The organism is Paraburkholderia phosphatilytica, from assembly GCF_003443895.1.
GTDB lineage: Bacteria > Pseudomonadota > Gammaproteobacteria > Burkholderiales > Burkholderiaceae > Paraburkholderia > Paraburkholderia phosphatilytica.
The window spans coordinates 37,992-58,167 of the sequence record NZ_QQOA01000007.1 but is presented as its reverse complement, the minus strand read 5'-3'; the positions used below and the strand labels follow the sequence as shown (position 1 = coordinate 58,167).

The following is a 20,176-nucleotide window of genomic DNA, read 5'->3' as shown; positions in this document are numbered from 1 at the left end:
CAGGCAGGACAAACGATGTCGCCTCGGGTCGCTTTCCCATGAATATGGGTTTGTACTGTCGCATCAACGTCGCGCAAGGTCGTTGCCGCGCGACGTGCGCGTGATTCACCGCGCGACTTCTGCAATTACAACCAAGGTGTCCGCCCCGGTTTGGCATGCCGTTTCTGACGGCATGACGGGCGAACTTTGCTTTCCATCCAGCAGGCAAGAGAGAACACGATAATGAAAAGACTGAATGCCGCAGCACTATCGGGCGTGGCTTTTGCGCTCGCCAGCCTCCCCGCCGTGAGTCACGCGCAAAGCAGCGTCACGCTATACGGCATTCTCGATGCGGGCATCACGTACGTGAACAACACGGGCGGCTCGCACGTGGTCAAGTTCGACGACGGCATTTCGTACGGCAACCGTTGGGGTGTCAAAGGCACTGAAGACCTGGGCGGCGGATTGTCCACGGTGTTCGTGCTCGAAAGCGGTTTCCACCTGGGTACGGGCAATCTCGCATTCGGCGGTTCGGAGTTCGGTCGCCAGGCTTATGTGGGCCTGTCGAACCAGTGGGGCACGCTGTCGCTCGGCAATCAGCTCGACATGACCGAAGAGATGGTGTTCCTGTACAACATCTCCGCGTGGGCGAGCGGCTACGCGATTCACCAGGGCGACTTCGACCGCTTCAACGGCGACCGTCTGCCGAACTCGATCAAGTTCCTGTCGAAAGACATGGCGGGCCTGACCTACGGCGCCATGTATTCGTTCGGCAACGTGGCCGGCAACTTCCACGAAGACAGCGCGTACAGCCTCGGCGCGCACTACGCGCATGGTCCGTTCACGATCGGCGCGGCGTACACGCAGCTGAACAACCCGCACGGCATCTATGCGTTCGATCCGTACGCGATGATCGGCACGCACACCTTCCTCGGCCAGCCGACGGTGAGCGTCAATGCCTCGACGGGCGCGGTCACCGATCTCTATTCGAGCACGTCGTTCCCGGTCGACAAGCAGGGCACGTTCGGCATCGGTTCGAGCTATGCGATCGGTACCGTCACGCTGGAGGGCAACTTCACGTACACCACGATCAAGGGCTTCGGCCAGTCGTCGCATATGCAGGTCGGCGAGGGCGGTGCAACGTGGCAGGTCACGCCGGCGTTCAGCGCGGTCGGCGGCTATCAGTACACGCACTTCGAAGGGCATCACTGGAACCAGTTGTCCGCGGGCCTGCACTACCTGCTGTCGAAACGCACGGACGTCTATATTTCGGGTGACTATCTGAAGGCATCGAGCGGCGTCGACGCGGTGATCGGCTACAGCTTCACTCCTTCGAGCACCAGCACCCAGGCGGACGTACGGATCGGCATGCGCCATTCGTTCTGACGCAACCAGTCTCCTCGTAGTACTTGGGAAGCGGGCGATACCTTCGCGGTATGGCCCGTCTTTTTTATTGCGCGGCGGTTGACGCGGGTGCGAGTGTCGGATCCGCGGGTTGCGTCGCGGTCTGCGTGAGCGTCGGCGCAAGTGTTCGCCTGAGCGGACTGCGATCGTGCCGCGGGCTCGCGCCGTATTTCGCGCGATAGGTGCGCGAGAAGTGCGATGGCGATTCGAAGCCGCACGCAACGCAGATCGCGGTGATCGACATGTCCGTCTGCTGTAGCAGTTCGCGCGCGCGTTCGAGCCGCAGCTGCAGATAGAAATGCGTGGGCGTGTCGTTCAGCGACGCGCAGAAGAGGCGCTCGAGCTGTCGCCGCGTGACGCCGATTTCGCGCGCGAGCGCATCGGGCGCAAGCGGCTCTTCCATATGCCGCTCCATCACACCGATCACCTGGATCAGCCGCGGATTGTGCACGCCGTAGCGCGCGGCGATCTCCATCCGCTGATGATCGGAGCGCTGGCGGATGCGGCCCAGCACGAACTGCTCCGAGACTGCCGACGCGAGCGCGGCACCGTGGCTGCGCGCGATCATGTCCAGCATCATGTCGATCGACGCGGTGCCGCCCGCACAGGTGATGCGGCGCTCGTCGATTTCGAAGAGCTCCTGGCTTGCCTGCAGCGACGCATAGCGCTCGTGAAACGCGGAGCGTGCTTCCCAGTGCAGCGTGAGCCGATGCGATGGCCGGAAGAGTCCCGCTTCGGCGAGCACGAAGCTGCCGGTGTCGATGCCGCCTAGTGTCACCCCCACGCGATCGAGCTTGCGCAGGCATTCGCCGAGCGCGCGCGTGTAGCACGCGAGCGGTTCGAAACCCGCGACCACGAACAGCGTGTGCGATGGCGGTGGAGTTTCGACCGATGCTTCCGCGTTCAGCGAGATGCCGTTGCTGGCGGCCACCGGAGCGCCATCGGCACTGAGAATGTGCCAGCGATACAGGTCGCCGCGAAAGCGGTTCGCGACGCGCAACGGCTCCACGGCGGACATGAAGCCGAGTGCCGAAAAGCCCGGCAGCAGCAGGAACGAAATGTCTTCTGGCATCGCGCGAGCGTAGCAAGCGTATGCGGCGTGGGCAAGACCGCCAATATTCATGCAGTTTCGTGCACGAGGCGCGCGGCCCGCGATGCTGCATCGCATCGTACGCGTGGTGCTGGTTTTCCCGCATGGTCGCTGATGGGCAAGAACGGGTCGCCGATGGTCGCTTTGCGGTCAATATGGGGCAGTAACGTTGAGGCGTTCGCACGGATGACATGCGAGTGCGGTTGCGGAGCCGGCGGCGCGCCCGAAGCGCATGCCGGCAAGGTCATACACATTCAACGAAGGCAAAGGGGATGGAGATGAAGTTACGCATCAAGGCGCTGTCCGTCTGCGTCGCCGGCGCACTCGCGCTGCCGGCGTTCGCGCAGGACCCGGCGTCGTGCCGCGACGTGCGTTTCGCGGACATCGGCTGGACCGACATCACGTCGACGACGGCGCTCGCGTCGACCGTATTCGAAGGTCTCGGCTACCAGCCGACGACGACCGTCGCGTCCGTGCCGATCTCGTTCGCGGGCCTCAAGAGCCGGCAGATCGACGTGTCGCTCGGCTATTGGTGGCCGGTGCAGGAGAAGGCGCTCGCGCCGTTCGTGCAGGCGAAGTCGATCGACGTGCTGCAGCCGCCTAACCTGTCCGGCGCGAAAGCGACGCTCGCGGTGCCGAGCTACGAATACGAAGCGGGCCTCAAGACCTTCCAGGACATCGCGAAGCATCGCGCGGAACTGGACGGCAAGATCTATGGGATCGAACCGGGCAGCAGCGCGAACGCGAAGATCCAGAAGATGATCGACTCGAACCAGTACGGGCTGGGCGGCTTCAAGCTGATCGAGTCGAGCGAGGCCGGGATGCTCGTGACGGTGCAGCGCGCGACCCGCGAGAAGAAGTGGGTGGTGTTCCTCGGCTGGGAACCGCATCCGATGAACATCGAGATGAGCATGAACTATCTTGCCGGCGGCGACGACGTGTTCGGACCGAATTACGGCGAAGCGCGCGTCTACACGCTGACTGCAACGGATTTCATGTCGCGCTGCCCGAACGCCGGCAAGCTGATCGGCAACCTGCACTTTACGACGCAACTGGAAAACCAGGTCATGCAAGGCGTGATGAACAAGGAGAAGCCGTCGGAGGTGGCGAAAGCGTGGCTGAAGAAAAACCCGCAGGTGCTGGACAGCTGGCTCGCGGGCGTGAAGACCTACGACGGCAAGGACGGGCTGCCGGCTGTGAAGGCATACCTGGGACTGTAAGCAGCGGAGACGGATACATGAACTACGAAGTCATCGTGACCTGCGCGGTCACCGGCGCCGGCGACACCGTCGGCAAACATCCGGCGATCCCGGTCACGCCGAAGCAGATTGCCGATGCGGCGATCGAGGCGGCGAAGGCGGGCGCGACGGTCGCGCATTGCCACGTGCGCGATCCGAAGACAGGACGCGGCAGCCGCGATCCGAATCTGTATCGCGAAGTGGTCGACCGGATCCGTTCGGCGGATACGGACGTGATCATCAATCTCACGGCCGGCATGGGGGGCGATCTGGAAATCGGCCCCGGCGAAGACCCGATGCGCTTTGGCGCGAACACCGATCTGGTCGGCGGTTTGACGCGGCTGGCGCACGTCGAGGAACTGCTGCCGGAGATCTGCACGCTCGACTGCGGCACGCTCAATTTCGGCGATGGCGACTATATCTACGTGTCGACGCCCGCGCAATTGCGTGCAGGTGCGGCGCGCATTCAGGCGCTCGGCGTGAAGCCGGAGCTCGAGATTTTCGACACCGGTCATCTGTCGTTCGCGAAGCAGTTGCTGAAGGAAGGGCTGCTCGATGCGCCACCGCTGTTCCAGCTCTGCCTCGGCATTCCGTGGGGCGCGCCGGCGGACACATCGACGATGAAGGCGATGGTCGACAACCTGCCGCCAGGCGCGCAATGGGCTGGCTTCGGCATTGGCCGCATGCAGATGCCGATGGTCGCGCAGGCGATGCTGCTCGGCGGCCATGTGCGGGTCGGGCTCGAAGACAACATCTGGCTCGACCGCGGCGTACATGCGAGCAACGGTTCGCTGACGCAGCGCGCGGTGGAGATTGTCGAGCGGCTCGGAGCACGCGTGCTGACGCCGGCGGAAGGCCGCCGCAAGCTTGGTTTGCCGGCGCGCGGCGAACGTCTGCTGGAGCGGCGCACAGTCGAACAGTTTGCCTGATCTTTTTATCAAGGATCACTGAATAAATATTCCAAGGGAAATCGTCATTCATGGCATGGATCGTCGATGTAAAGAAGTTTGCGGCTATCGGCGCGGGCGTGATCGGCAGCGGCTGGGTGTCGCGCGCGCTTGCAAACGGGCTGGACGTTACCGCATGGGACCCGGCGCCCGGCGCGGAAAAGCAGTTGCGCGAAAACGTGGCGAACGCGTGGCCCGCGCTGGAACGGGCGGGCGTGAAGCCGGGCGCATCGCCTGAGCGGCTGCGCTTCGTCGCGACCGTCGAGGAATGTGTGCGCGACGCGGATTTCATCCAGGAGAGCGCACCCGAGCGCGAATCGCTGAAGCTCGAACTGCACGCGCAGATCACGGGCGCGGCGAAGCCCGATGCGATCGTCGGTTCGTCGACGTCGGGCCTGTTGCCGAGCGACTTCTATGCGCGCGCCGTGCATCCGGAGCGCTGCGTGGTGGGCCATCCGTTCAATCCGGTGTATCTGCTGCCGCTCGTCGAAGTGCTCGGCGGTGGCCGGACCGCGCCCGATGCGATCGACGCCGCGTGCCAGGTTTACACATCGCTCGACATGCGGCCGCTGCGCGTACGCAAGGAGGTGCCGGGCTTCATCGCGGACCGTCTGCTCGAAGCGCTGTGGCGCGAGGCGCTGCATCTCGTCAACGAAGGCGTGGCGACGACCGGCGAGATCGACGATGCGATCCGCTTCGGCGCGGGCATCCGCTGGTCGTTCATGGGCACCTTCCTGACCTATACGCTGGCGGGCGGCGACGCGGGCATGCGGCACTTCATGCAGCAGTTCGGCCCCGCGCTCGAGCTGCCGTGGACTAAACTCGTGGCACCGCCGCTCACCGATGAACTGGTCGACCGGGTCGTCGACGGCACGTCGCAGCAGCTTGGCGGCCATTCGATCAAGGCGCTCGAACGCTACCGCGACGACTGCATCACGAGCGTGCTGGCGGCGATCGGCGCAGCGAAGGCGCGTCACGGCCTGCGCGCCGACGAGTGAAACGAAGCGAAGCAAGAGGACTTCAACCGCGATGCACGACAACGCGTTCACGTTCTATCACGACACCGTCAGGCCGGAGTGGGTCGACTACAACGGCCATCTGCGCGATGCGTTCTATCTGCTCGTCTTCAGTCTCGCGACCGACGGGCTGATGGACCGCATCGGCCTCGACGAAGCGGGGCGCGCCGCGCGCCAGCGCACCATCTACTCGCTGCAGGCGCACGTCACCTATCTGCACGAGATCAAGGAGGGCACGCGCATGCGCGTCGACGCGCGCGTGCTCGCGCACGACGCGAAGCGCATCCATCTGTACATGGAGATGTTCGCCGACAGCCGCGCAGATGACGATGGTCCGGTGTCGGCCTGCGAGCAGATGCTGCTGTGCGTCGACACCACGGGACCCTCCGCGGCACGCTTCGACCCGGACGTGCTCGTGAAGATCGAGGCGCTGCACGCGCAGCAGGCTACGCTGTCGCCGGCGAAATACGCGGGCAGGGCGATCGCATTGCCGTCGCGTCGTCAGGGATAGCGAGCGGGGCTGAATCACGTGCGGATGCCGGCTTCGCGCATCGCGATGCCACGAGCGAAGCTATGAGCGAAGCCTGCGCGCGAGCCAGCGTGTAGGTCGCGCGCGCGTGTAAGCTCCCGCCTGTACGGATACCCACCGGAAACCGACTGGAGCCCGCCGATGCTGGAGCCCGAGATCGCCGCGTTCATTGAACAGGTGAACCGCATCAACCCGCGCGACAAGCCGCCGCGCAATGTCACGGAGCAGCGCGCGTTCTATGAACGGATGGCTGCCGCGCTCACGCCGCCGCTGCCTGAGGGCGTGATCGCCGAGGATGCGGCGCTCTCCGCGCCGGCGGGTCATCGCATCGGTCTGCGCCTGTTCCGTCGCCGCGATGTAAGCGCGCCGCGCGCGACGCTGCTGTTCTTCCATGGCGGCGGCTTCGTGGTCGGATCGCTCGACAGCCATCAGGTGATCACCGCGCAACTGGCCGCGGACACGGGCTTGTGCGTTGTCGCGGTCGACTACCGGCTGGCGCCCGAAGCGCCCGCGCCGGCCGCGCACGACGACTGCCTCGGCGTCACGCTGGCCGCGCTCGACGGCCGGCTGCCTTTCAGCGCCGCCCAGACCGGTGGCGCGCCACTTCCGACGACGTTGCTGCTAGCCGGTGACAGCGCGGGCGGCAATCTGTCGGTCAGCATCGCGGCGTGGCTGCGCGATCACGGTCACGCGGACCGGTTGTCGCAGATCAAGGGAATTGCGCTCGCGTATCCGATGGCCGCGTGGGACCCGGAGCTTCCCGCAAGCGAAACCGAAGCGCAGGCGCCGATGCTCACGCTGCCGGGCCTGCTCGTCTACCGGCAGCGCTACTGGAACGACGTTCGCGAGCCAGCGTGGACCATTCCGCTCGACGCGCGCCGCTACGATGGACTGCCGCCGGTGCTCGCGATCGGCGCGGAGCACGATCCGTTGCGCGACGATGCGCGCGTGCTGGCGGAGAGGATTCGCGCGGCCGGCGGCAACGCGCGGTTCTGGCTGGGCGAGGGGCTCGCGCATGGCGTCTGGCGCGCGGTGCACCAGAGCCCCGGCGTGCGCCGGATGCACGATGAAGTGTGCCGGTTCCTGCTCGATGCGGCGGGTTGAGACGAATCCTGCCTGCGGGTCGGCGGACGTTTCGGCGAAAAGCGTGGCTGGACGCTCAAGCGTAGCGCTCGGGCAGACCGCTCAGGTGAAGCGCTCAGCTCGACCGGTCAATCGTGGGCGAGGTCGCCGAGCATTTCGGCCGCGATCATGATGGCCGCGTTCGACGGAGCGGGGCGTTCCGCAGGTTTGAACACCGCGTCGCCGCGGCGGATCTTGCGGCGCGACAGCGCGCAGGTGCCGGACGTGTGAGCCGAGCGCCGACGCCAGCGTTGCTCGCCGTAATGACAGCGGCCAGGCTCGACCCAGCGGATGATCAGGATGGTCTCGGACTGTTCGAGGATCTGGATGCTCGCGCCGTTTGTGCCCTGCAAGGGGATCGACTCTCTGGTCTTCATGGTCGGCTCCGTAGGTGGGTGTGCCGAATGTAGACCCGCGCGCGCGTTAGAGCCATTGTGCCGCAGTTGAAACACTGTTCTCGTTTTAGCAATAATCACCCGCCAAGTCCGCCGCCCGACGATGCAATGCGGGTTTCCCAGCATATCTCCCCGATAACGTGCATTTTTGCAACGCACTGTTGCTTCCAGCGCGACGAGGGACGGATGCCGAAGGGCTTGCCGGGCGGGCTCCACAGCGCCACCTGATGACACCGGAGAAGCGGGGGCAGGTTGCTTTAAGATGCCTCAAGCGGCCGGGGCGCGCGACTTGCGCGTTTTCCGGCGATTCATGACCAATGACACGAGGTCTCATGGCAATACCCCCAAGCGGTCGGCACGACAACGCATCGCCAGGCCGCCCGAAAGTCCAGCGCATCGCATCGTACGTGTTGTACGGCGTGCTGGTGCTGGTCGCGCTGTGGACCGTACGCGATTTCATTCCCGCTGTCGCGTGGGCTTGCGTGATCGCGATCGCGCTGTGGCCGCTGCTCACCCGCATCGAAGGGCTGCCTGGGCTGCGCGGACGCACGACCTTCATCTCGCTCGTTCTCACCGCGGCCGTGATGCTCCTCGTCGTACTGCCGATCGCGCTGGCCATTGCGCGCGGGGCGGCCGAGGCGCACGAACTGCTCGGCTGGTTCCACTCGATCCAGCACGACGGCATCCCGATGCCGGCGTTCGTCGGCCGGCTGCCGTACGGCTCGCAGCAGATTTCGAACTGGTGGCAGGCGAACCTCGCGCCGCCGCTCGGCCAGTCGCCGGCCATGAAAACCTTCCACGGCGACGAGTTCGTGACGCTCAGCCGGCACGCCGGCGCACGAGCCGTGCATGCGCTGGTGCTGTTCGGCTTCACGCTGCTGACGCTGTTCGTGATCTTCCGTGCCGGTCCGAAGCTGTCTGGCTCGCTGATTCAGGGCGCGCAGCGCGCGTTCGGCGAGGATGGCGCGCAGCTCGCGCAGCAGATGGCATCGGCGGTGCGCGGCACCGTGACCGGGCTGGTGGTGGTCGGGCTCGGCGAAGGCGCGCTGCTGTGCGTCGCCTACGCGCTGGGCGGCGTGCCGCATGCGACGCTGCTCGGCCTCGTGACCGCCGTCGCCGCGATGCTGCCGTTCTGCGCGCCCATCGTGTTCGGCTGCGTGGCGCTCTGGCTGCTGACGCAGGGCTCGATGGTGGCGGCGATCGCCATCGCGGTATTCGGCTCGGTCGTGGTGTTCATCGCCGAGCACTTCGCGCGGCCGCTGCTGATCGGCAATTCGTCACGGCTGCCGTTCCTGCTGGTGCTGTTCGGCATTCTCGGCGGCGCGCAGACGTTTGGCCTGATCGGGCTGTTCATCGGCCCGGCGCTGATGACGGTGCTGATGGTGTTGTGGCAGGACTGGGTGGGTTAGAGCCGCAGTGCCGAAGCATCTGGCGGGGCGGCTGGTTGGGTCTCTTCGCTTTCTGGGCAGTTGTCGGCCGTTCAGGCCGTGGTCTCTCCATCCGCGATACGCGACCGCAACGCGCCGATGAGCCGCTGCGTCGCCGAGGGAGCATGCGCGACGGCGACCAGCGCGCCGATCGCGATGGCATCCGCCGCGAGCCCGAGTGGAATGTCGAGCCAGCCATCCGTCAGCCAGTACAGCACCGAATCGACGACGAGCGAAATGACGGTGCCCGCAACGAAACACAGCAGGCCTCTCCGCCCGATCTCGCCCACCCACGGCAGCCTGCGCGCGAGCCGGCCGATCCAGCCGCGTTGCACCATGCACGCGACGAGCCATGCGAGCGCCGCGAAGTTCGCGACGCGAAACCACGCGAGCGTCTGCTTGTACACACCGTCGAGCGGTGCCACTTCGATGGCGAGCTTGTAGAACGCGGCGCCGCCCAGCACGGCCAGCGCTGCCGCCGTCACGAGCGGAGCCATGCGGTGCGCGACGATGCGCGGGTACACCGGCTGGCAGCGCACGATCACACCAGCCACGAACAGCAGTTGCCACGCGAACGGGTTGAAGTCCCACTGACCGTCTTCGACCACCGGAAGCAGCCCCTGCAAGCGCGGCGCGGCGTACCAGAGCGCCGCGCTGCCGACGAACAGCAGCCACGGGCGGCGCTTCGCGAGCGGCAAAACGACGGGCACGGCGAAGGCGAAACACGCGTACATCGGCAGTACCGACGCGAGATAGGGCTGACGCCTGAGCAGCAGGATATCGCGCAGCGCCTCGCCGGGCGACGACAGCAGATCGTCGAGATCGGCGAGCGGCAGATTCGGCGCATCGATGCTGAACGCGACCAGCAGGGCGCTCGTCAGCAGCATCAGGCCGGCGGTGACGAGGAACGCGCGATAGACCTCCAGCGCCCGCCGCACGAAGCGGTAGCGCGCCGCGGTTTCGCTGTGCCGCGCGGCGAGCGATGCGTAAGCCGTGGCGGTGGCGAAGCCGCCGAGGAACACGAAGACTTCGGCTGCGTCGCACACCGCGTATGCGTGTAGCGTGACCCGCGACACGATGCTGCCGCCGATATGATCGACGACGATGATCAGCAGCACGAGGCCGCGAAAGAAGTCCAGTTCGTGCAGACGTTGGGGTCTGGTTTGCATGCGGGGTCAACGAAAGGCGGAACGCCGGCTGACCCCGGTCCGCAGGGGCGGAAGACCGGGGCGACGGCGCAGTAGACGGCCAGATATCGTGGATACCCGGCCGCTGCGACGTCGCAGTGTATTACAAAAAGCCTTCACAAATAGCTGGCAGCTGGCACGTTAGCCGTGTGGCCAGGGGTGCCTGTATCGGAACGGAGGGGCGGCGACGAGCGGACGACTGAGCCGATAACTGAGCCGATAACTGGGCGATGGCCCGCGCGTGCGGGTGGCGGCCCGGCCGCGCCGAGGGAGATCCCGAAACGCGGCCGTTGCCCGGCCCGTCGAGCCAGCCGGATCAAGCGTTGCAGAGCTCGAACCTCAGCCGCTTGCCGAGCGCCGTGGCGGCGCTGGCCAGCGTGGAAAGCGTGAGGCTCGTGTCCGTTTCGTCCAGCAGGCGGTTCAATGCTGCCCGGCTCGTTTTCATGCGCGCCGCCATCGCCGTTTTGGTGATGTGTTGCGCCTTCATTTCCTCCTCGATCTGCCAGGCAATCACGCGCTTGATAGCGGTTGCCGTGCTCTCATCGAGGATGCCTTCCTCGTGGAGAAATTGATCGAAGTCGCTTCCGACGTGTTGGTTAGCCATGTTTCGCTCCATGTCCTGGCCAATTGGTCAAAATGTCCGGATACGCATGAGCCTGTTTCATACGCATCTCGGCAAGTTCGAGGTCTTCCAGCGGCAATGCCTGCGACTGCTTGACGAAGCCGTGCAGCAACACCATGTCACGTGCGGTGACGGTGAAGAAAATCCGGGCAATGTGGCTGAGCAGATGCACCCTGATTTCCCACAGATCTTTCCTGACCTTCCTGACGAGCGGCATGCCAAGGGGCCAGCCGTACTGCACGGTCTTGATGTCCTCGCCTATCGCTTTCTTCTCCGCCATTTCCAGATGTTTCAACCATTCCCGGACTGGTTCATTGCCGCGTTCGGTCCGGAAAAAGCGAACGTGCAGGGTGGGTGCCGTCAATCTGCCGACATCTAACTTCATGGTTGCCGACCTCGATCTTCATAACGCGCCCCTGCTGTGAAGCGCCTTCAATGCACCAAAAAAGATACGATCCGCGCAAGAAAAATGTATGTTTTGCGAAGTGAGGACGATGTGCCGCTCCCAGGCGACGCACGCGGGCGCGGTGCGGCACGCCGACATGTCTTCCCGTCACAGGCGTCTGCACGCGAAAGTTAAAGTTGTGTCTCAAGTTGCCGATATGGCATGCAGGCGGGCAATGCAACCTGCGCGCAGGCGGGCGTCATGACGCGCGACGAACGCCACGGCAGGCGATGGTGGTAAGCGTTGTATCGAAATGTTCGCCTGGCGAAATTTCTGCAAACTGGGATTTACAATCCCGCTTGATATTCAGCCGCCAATCTGGCCCTTTCTGAGCGCAGCGGCGGCTGGCAGAGTGAACCTGACGGATCGAACGCAGGCCGTTCCACGGCCGGCTTCGCCATGCGAACCGCGCCGGGCGGTCCGTCGATGAGCAGAGGTCGAACATGTTCAACGTTCGTTTCGACACGACGAAGATCGCCGCCGGATCCGCGGGCAGTGCCCTGGTGGCGATGCTCCTGCTGGCCGGCTGCGCCAACGTCGCGCAGCAGCAGGCTACCCAGCCGGCCGCCACGGTCGACGCCACGCCCGCGCCCGCGCAGCCGGCCCCGCCGCCGGCACCCGTCGGTCCGCTGACTTACCGCGTGCAGCGCGGCGACACGCTCGCGGGGGTCGCGCAAAAGAACCGCTGCAGCGTGAAGGACCTCGCGGCGTGGAACGGCGTGAAGCCGTCGGCGCGGCTGAAGATCGGGCAGGTGCTGAAAATCGTGTCGCCGGACGTCGCGGCGGCGGCTGCGGCAAGTGCGGCAACAGCGGCCAGCGCGAACACCGGAGCAGGCGCGAGCAGCAATGCCAGCGCAGGCGCGACGACGTCGCCCGCGAGCCCCGAACTCGAACGCCAGGTCGCGGCGGAACTCGATCGCCGCGCGCAGAGCGTGCGGCTCGTGTGGCCGGCGAAGGGCTCGGTGGTCGAGCCGTTCCAGCCCGGCGAGACGCGCGGCATCGAGATCGCTGGCCATCCCGGCGACCCGGTGCGCGCGGCCGCGGACGGCAAGGTGGTCTACGCCGGCACGGGTCTCAACGAGTACGGCAGCCTGATCATCGTCCAGCACAACAAGGACTTCCTGACCGCGTACTCGCACAACCGCCGGCTGCTCGTGAAGATCGGCGACATCGTGCGTCAGGGGCAGACGATCGCCGAGATGGGCGACGAGGCGAACTCGCGCGTGGCGGTGCTGTTCGAAGTGCGCCACGACGGCATGCCGGTCGACCCGATGCCGTATCTGCCCAGCGCGCGCGGCTAACCAGCCGCAGCACGCCGCGCGGCCGGCTGCAGCGCTCAGATCACGTACAGATCCACGTACTCATGCACCGGCATGGCCTCGAGCCGTGTCTGATCCAGCGACACGTCGAGAATCGCGGCCTGCTGCTTCGCGGGGAAGCGGCGCGCGAGGTTGGTCCTGAACTTCTCGACCAGCAGCGGAATGCCTTCGTCGCGACGCCGCCTGTGACCGATCGGGTATTCGACGGCGACTTCGCCGAGCGTCGACCCGTCGTTGAATTCGACCGTGAGCGCATTTGCGATCGAGCGCCTGTCCGGATCGTGATAGTCCTTCGTGAATTGCGGGTCTTCGACGCAGGTCATCTTCGCGCGCAGCGCATCGATGCGCGGATCCGTCGCGATGTCGTCCTCGTAGTCCGCCGCCGTCAGCCGGCCGAAGATCAGCGGCACCGCGATCATGTACTGGATGCAGTGATCGCGGTCCGCCGGGTTCGCGAGTGGCCCCTGCTTGTCGATGATGCGGATCGCGGCTTCGTGCGTGCGGATCGTGATCGTGCGGATGTCGTCGATCTTGCGGCCCTTCGCGGCGAGTTGCGCATGCAGCGTCATGGCCGCTTCGGCCGCGGTCTGCGCGTGGAATTCGGCGGGGAACGAGATCTTGAACAGTATGTTCTCCATCACGTACGAACCGTAGGGACGCTGGAAGCGGAACGGCTGCCCTTTGAACAGCACGTCGTAGAAGCCCCACGTCTTCGCGGTCAGCACCGACGGATAGCCCATTTCCCCGGTCTTCGCGATCAGCGCGAGGCGCACCGCGCGTGAGGTCGCATCGCCCGCGGCCCATGATTTGCGCGAACCCGTGTTCGGCGCGTGACGATAGGTGCGCAGCGCATGTCCATCGACGAACGCGAGCGAGACCGCGTTGATCAGCTCGTCGCGTGTGAGTCCGATCATCTGCCCGACCACCGCAGTGGACGCGAGCTTCACGAGCAGCACGTGATCGAGCCCGACCTTGTTGAACGAGTTTTCGAGCGCAATGCAGCCCTGGATTTCGTGCGCTTTGATCATGCCGACGAGCACGTCTTTCATCGTCAGCGGCGTGCGGCCGGCGGCGACGGCATTGCGCGACAGCCAGTCGGCCGTGGCGAGGATGCCGCCGAGGTTGTCCGACGGATGACCCCATTCGGCGGCGAGCCACGTGTCGTTGAAATCGAGCCAGCGGATCATCGCGCCGATGTTGAAGGCCGCCTGCACCGGGTCGAGCTGGAACTGCGTGCCGGGCACTTTCGCGCCGTGCGGCACGATCGTGCCCGGCACGATCGGCCCCATCAGCTTCGTGCAGGCGGGGTAGGAGAGCGCTTCGAGGCCGCAGCCGAGCGTGTCGATCAGGCAGTTGCGCGCGGTTTCCAGCGCGAGCTCGCTGTCGATTGAAAAGCCGAGCACGTAATCGACGATGTCGACGAGCACCTGATCCGGCTCGGGACGAACGTTGGAAATATGACTGCTCATGATGTCGTCAGAAAAAGAGGTGAACAGGTAACGCGTGCCGGCGGATTCACGCACGCTTCGCGAGCGGCGCGAACTTCAGATTCTCGGGTCCGGTGTAATTTGCACTCGGTCTGATGATCTTGTTGTCGATACGCTGCTCGATGATGTGCGCGCTCCAGCCCGCAGTGCGCGAAATCACGAAGAGCGGCGTGAACATCGCGGTCGGCACACCCATCATGTGATACGACACCGCGCTGAACCAGTCGAGATTCGGGAACATCTTCTTCGCATCCCACATCACCGTTTCGAGGCGCTCCGCGATGTCGAACAGCTTCAGGTTCGACTGCTCTTTCGAGAGTTTCTTCGCGACGTCCTTGATGACCTTGTTGCGCGGATCCGAGATCGTGTACACCGGGTGCCCGAAGCCGATCACCACTTCCTTCGCTTCCACGCGGCGACGAATATCCGCTTCCGCTTCATCCGGCGTCTGATAGCGCGACTGGATTTCGAATGCGACCTCGTTCGCGCCGCCATGTTTCGGGCCGCGCAGCGCACCGATCGCGCCGGTGATTGCCGAGTACATGTCGGAGCCCGTGCCCGCGATCACGCGGCCGGTGAACGTCGACGCGTTGAATTCGTGCTCGGCATACAGGTTCAGCGACACATGCATCGCTTCGACGCACGACTTGCGCGGCTCCTCGCCATGCAGCAGATGCAGGAAATGGCCGCCAATCGAGTCGTCGTCGGTTTCGACCTCGATGCGCTTGCCGTTGTGCGAATAGTGGTACCAGTAGAGCAGCGCGGAGCCGAGCGATGCCATCAAACGATCGGTGATATCGCGCGCGCCCGGCAGGTTATGGTCGTCCTTCTCGGGCAGCACGGTGCCGAGCACGGAGACGGCGGTGCGCATCACGTCCATCGGATGCGCGGAAGCGGGCAGCCATTCGAGCGCGGCCTTCAGGTTCGCGGGCAGGCCGCGCAGCGCTTTCAGCTTCGTCTTGTACGCGGCGAGTTCGGCGACGTTCGGCAGCTTGCCGTGCACGAGCAGAGATGCGATTTCCTCGAATTCGCACGCACTGGCGATGTCGAGAATGTCGTAGCCGCGGTAGTGCAGGTCGTTGCCGGTACGGCCGACCGTGCACAGCGCGGTGTTGCCGGCCGTCACGCCGGAGAGCGCGACGGATTTCTTCGGCTTGAATGCGCCGGTGTTCGGGATGCTGTTGTCTGCTTCGCTCATCGTGTCGTCCTCCAGTTTTTCAGGTTACTTCTGCGCGGCAAAGAGCGCATCGAGCTTGTCCTCGTATGCGTGATAGCCGAGATAGCGGTACAGGTCCTCGCGCGTCTGCATCGTCGGTACGGCAGCTTTCTGCGTGCCGTCGCGCAGCGTCGTTTCGTAGAAGTTGAGCGCCGCCGCATTCATCGCGCGATACGCGCCGCAGCAGTACAGCGCGATGTCGACGTTCGCGTCGCGCAGCTCGGTCGTCGTGAAGAACGGCGTCGAACCGAACTCGGTCAGGTTCGCGAGGATCGGCACCTTCACGGCCGCCTTGAAGCGCCGGTAGTCGTCAAGCGACTTCATCGCTTCGGGGAAGATCATGTCCGCGCCCGCTTCGACGTACGCGACGGCGCGCTCGATCGCGGCGTCGAGGCCTTCCGACGCCGCCGCATCGGTGCGGGCCATGATCACGAACTGGTCGTCGGTGCGCGCGTCGACGGCGGCCTTCACGCGATCCACCATCTCGTCCTTCGCGACGATTTCCTTGTTCGGCCGATGGCCGCAGCGCTTCTGGCCGACCTGGTCTTCGATGTGCACGGCGGCGACGCCCGCCTTGATGAACGAGCGCACCGTGCGCGCGATGTTGAACGCGCCGCCCCAGCCGGTATCGATGTCGACGAGCAGCGGCAGGTTGGTCGCGTCGGTGATGCGGCGCGCGTCGATCAGCACATCGTCCATCGTGCTGATGCCGAGGTCGGGGATGCCCAGCGAGTTCGCGGCGACGCCGCCGCCCGACAGATACACCGCCTTGAAGCCGACGGCTTCGGCCATCTTCGCGGCATACGCGGTGATCGCGCCGACGACCTGCAGCGGCTGGTTTTCGGCCACGGCCTGGCGGAAGGCGGCGCCGGCGCTCGCCGGCTGACGTGTGGTGAGGTTCATATTCGTTCCTTCAGTAACTTGAGAGATGCCTTTGAAGGGCAAGGAACAGGCCAGCCGCGCGCGGGGCCGCCAAGTACCTGATTTGGCGGGAAATCCTGACTGAATGAAGGCGTTGTTCAATTTCATTGATGAATTCATTCATTTCAAAAATGAAATAACGCTGGCACAATGAAAACCTGCTTTCACGTTCGCCACGTTCACTCTGTTGAACCTGTCACCCCTCATGCCCACCGAACCCGCTCCCGATCTCTCCGCCCGTCCACGCATCTGGGCGATCGGCATCAGTCGGCTGCGCGACCTGTTTCGCGATATCGCTGGCGAATACGACGGGCGCGCGGAACTGCGCGTCGTGTCGCGCGGCTATGAAGACGCGGTGCAGGAAGTGCTGGCAGCGGGCGCGGCGCGGCCGGACATCGTGATTGCCGGCGGCTCGAACGGCGCGTATCTGAAATCGCGCGTCGAGGTGCCCGTGATGCTGATCAACCCGACCGGCTTCGACGTGATGCATGCACTTGCGCGCGCGCGGCGCGATGCGGCGTCCGTCGCGCTCGTTACGCATGGCGAGACGCCGGACGAAGTGCGGCGCTTCGCGCTCGCGTACGGCATCGACGTCGTGTTCGCGTCGTACGCTTCCGAGCAGGAGGCGGAGAGCTGCGTGCTGGACCTGCGCGACCGCGGCGTCGGCGCGGTCGTGGGTCCCGGGCTCGTGACCGACCTTGCCGCACGCGCCGGCATGGGTGCGGTGTTCCTGTACTCGCGCGCATCGGTGCGCGCGGCCTTCGATGCGGCGCTCGACGTCGTCCACGCGACGCGTCTCGAAGCGCTGCGCCGGCTGCGGCTCGACAACCTGCTGCAGCATCTGCGCGATGGCGTCGTTGCGCTCGATGCGCATGGCCGCATCGACGCGATCAACCAGCGGCTCGCGGGCGCGCTCGGCATCGATGCGGCGGATGCGGCCGGCAAGCGTCTCGTCGACGTGGCGCCCGAGCTCGAAGGCATCCTGCCCGATACCGACGGCGAGTCGTTCTGCGCGGTGCGCGGGGTCAGCTACGTCGTGCATCGCGGCCCGCTCACGGGGCTCGCGCCGCCCGGATCGTCCGGTCAAGCGGAAGACGGCACGGTGCTGACGTTTCAGGAATCGCGCGCGGTCGAGCGGCTCGACCGCACGCTGCGCTCACGGTCGCGCGGGCAGCAGTTCACGGCGCGCTACCGGCTCGACGATATCGTCGGCGGGAGCGCGCCGATCGCGGCGGTGAAGGCACTGGTGCAACGCTACGCGCAGTCGGACGCGACGGTGCTGATCCGCGGCGAGAGCGGCACGGGCAAGGAGATGGTTTCGCAGAGCCTGCACCGGCTGAGCGCGCGGCGCGAGTTTCCGTTCGTCGCGATCAATTGCGGCGCGTTTCCCGAAGCGTTGCTGGAGAGCGAGCTGTTCGGTTACGAGGAGGGCGCGTTCACGGGCGCGCGCAAAGGCGGCAAGGCGGGATTGATCGAAGCCGCGCACCGCGGCACGCTGTTTCTCGACGAGATCGGCGAGATGCCTCTGCCGCTGCAAAGCCGGCTGCTGCGCGTGCTGCAGGAACGCGAAGTGGTGCGGCTGGGTTCGACCGAGCCGACACGCGTCGATATTCGCGTGGTCGCGGCGACGCATCGCGCGCTGACCGAAGGCGTCGAAGCCGGTACGTTCCGCGCCGACCTCTACTACCGTTTGAACATTCTCAATATCGCGCTGCCGCCACTGCGCGAACGGCACGCGGATCTGTTGCCGCTGGCCGCGGAACTGCTGTGGCAAGCCGCGCGTCGCGAAACTCGACTGAGCCGGCTGATACGCGACCGGGACGCAGCGATGCGGGTGTTCGCGAGCGTCGGTGAAACCCTGCGACGCTATGCATGGCCGGGCAATGTGCGCGAACTGCAGAACGTGGTCGAGCGGATCGCGGTGGAACTGGGCGGCCACGATGAAGATCACGCGAGTGCGAGTGCGAGTGCGAGTGCGCGTGTGCCGGACAGGTTGACACCCGCAGTATTGCGTTCAGTAGCGCCGGAGATATTCACTGCGCGCCCACGTGGCGACCACGCGCCGATGACGTTGCGCCAGCGCAGCCGTCACGTGGAAGCGGACGAAATCCGCGCGGTGCTCGCCGCGTGCAACGGCGACCGCGACGCGGCATGCAGAACACTCGGCATCAGCAAGACCACGTTGTGGCGCAAGCTCAACGCGTCGAGCCAGTGATCATCCGCAACACCGCCGCGACGATCGCTTCGGGCGCATCTTCCTGCATCAGGTGACCGGCGTTCGGCACGGCCACGAAGTGGGCGCCGGGAATCGCGCTCGCGAGCTGCCGGCCGCGCGCGATCGGAATCCACGCATCGTCCTCGCCCCACAAAATTTGCGTCGTGCAGCGGATCGACCCATAACGCGGCTCGACTTCGTCGGTGTAGCGCTGGTCCATCTGCGCGATCTGCCGGTAGAACCCGATGCATCCCTGTTCGCTGAGCCACGGGTCCACATAGGGTTGCAACTCCGCATCGGCGAGCGGCCGGGCGATGGCGCCGCGCACGTAAGCTTTCACAATCGCCTCGTGGATATAAGCCGGCGCGCCTGAAAACGCCTCGGCGTGGTGACGTACATGCTGCACGAACGGCGAGCCCCACGGCGCTACGGCAACGGGGTCGATCAGCGTGAGGGTGCGATAGTCGCAACCGTCGATCAGATGCGCGCGCAGCGCGGTGGCGCCGCCGAAATCGTGCGCGACGACATCCGGGCGATCGAGTTGCCAGTGCGCGAGCAGTTCGGCGAGCAGCGCGTTCTGCACGCCCAGCGACACGTCCTGTCCTGCCCGCATCTCGGACTGCCCGTAGCCCAGCAGGTCGTACAGATACACCGTGCGCGTCGCTTCGAGATGCGGCGCGATCCGGTGCCACACGTACGACGAAAACGGCGTGCCGTGCACCATCACGAGCGGCGGTCCATCGCCGCGCACGCGGTAGCGCACGGTCTGCCCACGAAAATCCATCTGCCGGTCCAGCGTCCACGCTTGCATCAGGTCATGTCTCCCAGATTCGTTATGACATGCCGGCCAGGCGGCGGTGTGATTTCCGATGGCGCGACATGCGATGGTGCGAGTCAGGCAACACACGTTGCGAACGCGCGCTCCCGCAGAGTCTCACCGTTCGCGCGTGTGCAAAACGGCTCGACGAGCCGGAAACGTGCGTCGAAGAGGCGATGAACGCGCCTGCCTGACTGCCTCGACTGGCGATCTTTGCATAAAACGTCGCAAAGTGGGGCACATTCTTGCGGGTATCGGTAGTTCGGAGTGCCAGGTCCATTCACGATGGATAAAAATCGGCGGTTCGCGGCGCAACTGGACAGCGCGTATTTGTCTTTCGCGCAAAGGTGAGGCAATACAGGAGCCGACGGCGCTAACGCATCGCGCAATTCGTCGTTATGCGCCACCCTTCAGACTCTTGAGACACCCGGCGACACGACCATGCTCGTGCAGGATCGAAGGATTGTCCTGCAGCAGCGGACGATAACGCGGCAGGAACACGTTCGTCGCGTCGTCATGCTCGAACAGCATGCGCACCGCGTCGACTGCCGCGATGCGCTCGGGTAGTCCTGCTTCGGCATCGTCGAGCGTCTCGTCGACGTTCGCGATCACCGTCGAAAGCGGCGAGAGCCAGCGAAACCCCGAGCCGTTCAGCAGCACCTGCAGGAAGGTAGCCGGCGTAACCGGCCCGAATTCGCGCTCGTACGACGCGCGCTCATGATCGAGAATCGCCTTGTGCAGCGACAGCAAGGGCCTGCGCACCTCGTTTAAAAACTCGACGGCCTGCGCATCGTTCATCC

At 65.3% G+C, this 20,176-nt stretch carries 19 protein-coding genes; 9 read left to right on the top strand and 10 right to left on the bottom strand.

Features of this window, described 5'->3' with window-relative positions:
• Window positions 1-222 precede the first annotated feature (222 nt).
• A complete protein-coding gene (locus tag DVS29_RS09500; protein WP_118180201.1) occupies window positions 223-1,365 on the top strand; it encodes a porin in 1,143 nt (380 codons plus the stop codon).
• Window positions 1,366-1,429: 64 nt separating this feature from the next.
• Here DVS29_RS09500 and DVS29_RS09495 read toward each other — a convergent pair whose 3' ends face one another.
• Window positions 1,430-2,455 carry a GlxA family transcriptional regulator gene (locus tag DVS29_RS09495; RefSeq protein ID WP_118180200.1) on the bottom strand — a complete coding sequence of 342 codons (1,026 nt, stop codon included), beginning with the start codon at window positions 2,453-2,455 and terminating at the stop codon, window positions 1,430-1,432.
• A 296-nt stretch (window positions 2,456-2,751) separates the two neighbouring features.
• On the opposite strand from DVS29_RS09495, the gene DVS29_RS09490 reads away from it, so the two are divergent.
• From DVS29_RS09490 to DVS29_RS09470, 5 genes are all read left to right on the top strand, one after another.
• Entirely contained in the window at window positions 2,752-3,693 is a 942-nt protein-coding gene (locus tag DVS29_RS09490) for a choline ABC transporter substrate-binding protein (RefSeq protein ID WP_118180357.1), read from the top strand.
• A gap of 17 nt (window positions 3,694-3,710) precedes the next feature.
• Complete coding sequence (gene cdhC, locus DVS29_RS09485; protein WP_118180199.1) at window positions 3,711-4,640, top strand: 3-dehydrocarnitine:acetyl-CoA trimethylamine transferase CdhC; 930 nt, start codon at window positions 3,711-3,713, stop codon at window positions 4,638-4,640.
• A gap of 50 nt (window positions 4,641-4,690) precedes the next feature.
• On the top strand, window positions 4,691-5,656 hold the full coding sequence (locus tag DVS29_RS09480; protein ID WP_118180198.1) for an L-carnitine dehydrogenase: 966 nt from the start codon (window positions 4,691-4,693) through the stop codon (window positions 5,654-5,656).
• 31 nt (window positions 5,657-5,687) lie between these two features.
• The gene (locus tag DVS29_RS09475) at window positions 5,688-6,185 is read left to right on the top strand and encodes a thioesterase family protein (protein WP_118180197.1); all 498 of its coding nucleotides are present in this window, start codon (window positions 5,688-5,690) and stop codon (window positions 6,183-6,185) included.
• A gap of 159 nt (window positions 6,186-6,344) precedes the next feature.
• Entirely contained in the window at window positions 6,345-7,307 is a 963-nt protein-coding gene (locus DVS29_RS09470; protein ID WP_118180196.1) for an alpha/beta hydrolase fold domain-containing protein, read from the top strand.
• Window positions 7,308-7,414: 107 nt separating this feature from the next.
• On the opposite strand, the gene DVS29_RS09465 is transcribed toward DVS29_RS09470, so the two are convergent.
• Entirely contained in the window at window positions 7,415-7,702 is a 288-nt protein-coding gene (locus DVS29_RS09465) for a DUF3331 domain-containing protein (RefSeq protein ID WP_118180195.1), read from the bottom strand.
• A gap of 350 nt (window positions 7,703-8,052) precedes the next feature.
• On the opposite strand from DVS29_RS09465, the gene DVS29_RS09460 reads away from it, so the two are divergent.
• On the top strand, window positions 8,053-9,129 hold the full coding sequence (locus DVS29_RS09460) for an AI-2E family transporter (protein WP_118180194.1): 1,077 nt from the start codon (window positions 8,053-8,055) through the stop codon (window positions 9,127-9,129).
• 71 nt (window positions 9,130-9,200) lie between these two features.
• Here DVS29_RS09460 and DVS29_RS09455 read toward each other — a convergent pair whose 3' ends face one another.
• The 3 genes from DVS29_RS09455 to DVS29_RS09445 form a co-directional block, all read right to left on the bottom strand.
• A complete protein-coding gene (locus DVS29_RS09455; protein WP_118180193.1) occupies window positions 9,201-10,316 on the bottom strand; it encodes an OpgC domain-containing protein in 1,116 nt (371 codons plus the stop codon).
• 334 nt (window positions 10,317-10,650) lie between these two features.
• Window positions 10,651-10,938, bottom strand: coding sequence for a helix-turn-helix domain-containing protein (locus DVS29_RS09450; RefSeq protein WP_118180192.1), 288 nt, complete (start codon window positions 10,936-10,938; stop codon window positions 10,651-10,653).
• Window positions 10,931-11,341: a type II toxin-antitoxin system RelE/ParE family toxin gene (locus DVS29_RS09445; RefSeq protein WP_118180191.1), complete on the bottom strand. Its 411-nt coding sequence runs from the start codon at window positions 11,339-11,341 to the stop codon at window positions 10,931-10,933. Before DVS29_RS09445 ends, DVS29_RS09450 begins: the two co-directional genes overlap by 8 nt.
• A gap of 503 nt (window positions 11,342-11,844) precedes the next feature.
• Between DVS29_RS09445 and DVS29_RS09440 the strand changes: the two genes are divergently transcribed.
• A complete protein-coding gene (locus tag DVS29_RS09440; protein ID WP_118180190.1) occupies window positions 11,845-12,702 on the top strand; it encodes a peptidoglycan DD-metalloendopeptidase family protein in 858 nt (285 codons plus the stop codon).
• Between the two features lie 35 nt (window positions 12,703-12,737).
• Here the strand turns inward: DVS29_RS09440 and DVS29_RS09435 are convergent, their stop codons facing one another.
• The 3 genes from DVS29_RS09435 to prpB are packed head-to-tail and all read right to left on the bottom strand — an operon-like array spanning window position 12,738 to window position 16,326.
• Window positions 12,738-14,189 carry a bifunctional 2-methylcitrate dehydratase/aconitate hydratase gene (locus tag DVS29_RS09435; RefSeq protein WP_118180356.1) on the bottom strand — a complete coding sequence of 484 codons (1,452 nt, stop codon included), beginning with the start codon at window positions 14,187-14,189 and terminating at the stop codon, window positions 12,738-12,740.
• A 46-nt stretch (window positions 14,190-14,235) separates the two neighbouring features.
• Window positions 14,236-15,405: a bifunctional 2-methylcitrate synthase/citrate synthase gene (prpC, locus tag DVS29_RS09430; RefSeq protein WP_118180189.1), complete on the bottom strand. Its 1,170-nt coding sequence runs from the start codon at window positions 15,403-15,405 to the stop codon at window positions 14,236-14,238.
• Window positions 15,406-15,429: 24 nt separating this feature from the next.
• Window positions 15,430-16,326, bottom strand: a complete 897-nt coding sequence (prpB, locus tag DVS29_RS09425) for a methylisocitrate lyase (RefSeq protein WP_118180188.1) — start codon at window positions 16,324-16,326, stop codon at window positions 15,430-15,432.
• Between the two features lie 223 nt (window positions 16,327-16,549).
• Between prpB and prpR the strand changes: the two genes are divergently transcribed.
• The gene (prpR, locus tag DVS29_RS09420) at window positions 16,550-18,559 is read left to right on the top strand and encodes a propionate catabolism operon regulatory protein PrpR (protein ID WP_118180187.1); all 2,010 of its coding nucleotides are present in this window, start codon (window positions 16,550-16,552) and stop codon (window positions 18,557-18,559) included.
• Here the strand turns inward: prpR and DVS29_RS09415 are convergent.
• On the bottom strand, window positions 18,540-19,370 hold the full coding sequence (locus DVS29_RS09415; RefSeq protein WP_118180186.1) for an alpha/beta fold hydrolase: 831 nt from the start codon (window positions 19,368-19,370) through the stop codon (window positions 18,540-18,542). The genes prpR and DVS29_RS09415 overlap by 20 nt on opposite strands.
• Before the next feature lie 402 nt (window positions 19,371-19,772).
• Window positions 19,773-20,174 (bottom strand): hypothetical protein, encoded by a 402-nt coding sequence (locus DVS29_RS09410; protein ID WP_118180185.1) that lies wholly within the window; start codon window positions 20,172-20,174, stop codon window positions 19,773-19,775.
• Window positions 20,175-20,176: the final 2 nt, after the last annotated feature.

Coding starts and splice junctions, on each gene's coding strand:
- DVS29_RS09500 (WP_118180201.1), top strand. CDS start 223: ATGAAAAGACTGAATGCCGCAGCACTATCGGGCGTGGCTTTTGCGCTC.
- DVS29_RS09495 (WP_118180200.1), bottom strand. CDS start 2,455: ATGCCAGAAGACATTTCGTTCCTGCTGCTGCCGGGCTTTTCGGCACTC.
- DVS29_RS09490 (WP_118180357.1), top strand. CDS start 2,752: ATGAAGTTACGCATCAAGGCGCTGTCCGTCTGCGTCGCCGGCGCACTC.
- cdhC (WP_118180199.1), top strand. CDS start 3,711: ATGAACTACGAAGTCATCGTGACCTGCGCGGTCACCGGCGCCGGCGAC.
- DVS29_RS09480 (WP_118180198.1), top strand. CDS start 4,691: ATGGCATGGATCGTCGATGTAAAGAAGTTTGCGGCTATCGGCGCGGGC.
- DVS29_RS09475 (WP_118180197.1), top strand. CDS start 5,688: ATGCACGACAACGCGTTCACGTTCTATCACGACACCGTCAGGCCGGAG.
- DVS29_RS09470 (WP_118180196.1), top strand. CDS start 6,345: ATGCTGGAGCCCGAGATCGCCGCGTTCATTGAACAGGTGAACCGCATC.
- DVS29_RS09465 (WP_118180195.1), bottom strand. CDS start 7,702: ATGAAGACCAGAGAGTCGATCCCCTTGCAGGGCACAAACGGCGCGAGC.
- DVS29_RS09460 (WP_118180194.1), top strand. CDS start 8,053: ATGGCAATACCCCCAAGCGGTCGGCACGACAACGCATCGCCAGGCCGC.
- DVS29_RS09455 (WP_118180193.1), bottom strand. CDS start 10,316: ATGCAAACCAGACCCCAACGTCTGCACGAACTGGACTTCTTTCGCGGC.
- DVS29_RS09450 (WP_118180192.1), bottom strand. CDS start 10,938: ATGGCTAACCAACACGTCGGAAGCGACTTCGATCAATTTCTCCACGAG.
- DVS29_RS09445 (WP_118180191.1), bottom strand. CDS start 11,341: ATGAAGTTAGATGTCGGCAGATTGACGGCACCCACCCTGCACGTTCGC.
- DVS29_RS09440 (WP_118180190.1), top strand. CDS start 11,845: ATGTTCAACGTTCGTTTCGACACGACGAAGATCGCCGCCGGATCCGCG.
- DVS29_RS09435 (WP_118180356.1), bottom strand. CDS start 14,189: ATGAGCAGTCATATTTCCAACGTTCGTCCCGAGCCGGATCAGGTGCTC.
- prpC (WP_118180189.1), bottom strand. CDS start 15,405: ATGAGCGAAGCAGACAACAGCATCCCGAACACCGGCGCATTCAAGCCG.
- prpB (WP_118180188.1), bottom strand. CDS start 16,326: ATGAACCTCACCACACGTCAGCCGGCGAGCGCCGGCGCCGCCTTCCGC.
- prpR (WP_118180187.1), top strand. CDS start 16,550: ATGCCCACCGAACCCGCTCCCGATCTCTCCGCCCGTCCACGCATCTGG.
- DVS29_RS09415 (WP_118180186.1), bottom strand. CDS start 19,370: ATGCAAGCGTGGACGCTGGACCGGCAGATGGATTTTCGTGGGCAGACC.
- DVS29_RS09410 (WP_118180185.1), bottom strand. CDS start 20,174: ATGAACGATGCGCAGGCCGTCGAGTTTTTAAACGAGGTGCGCAGGCCC.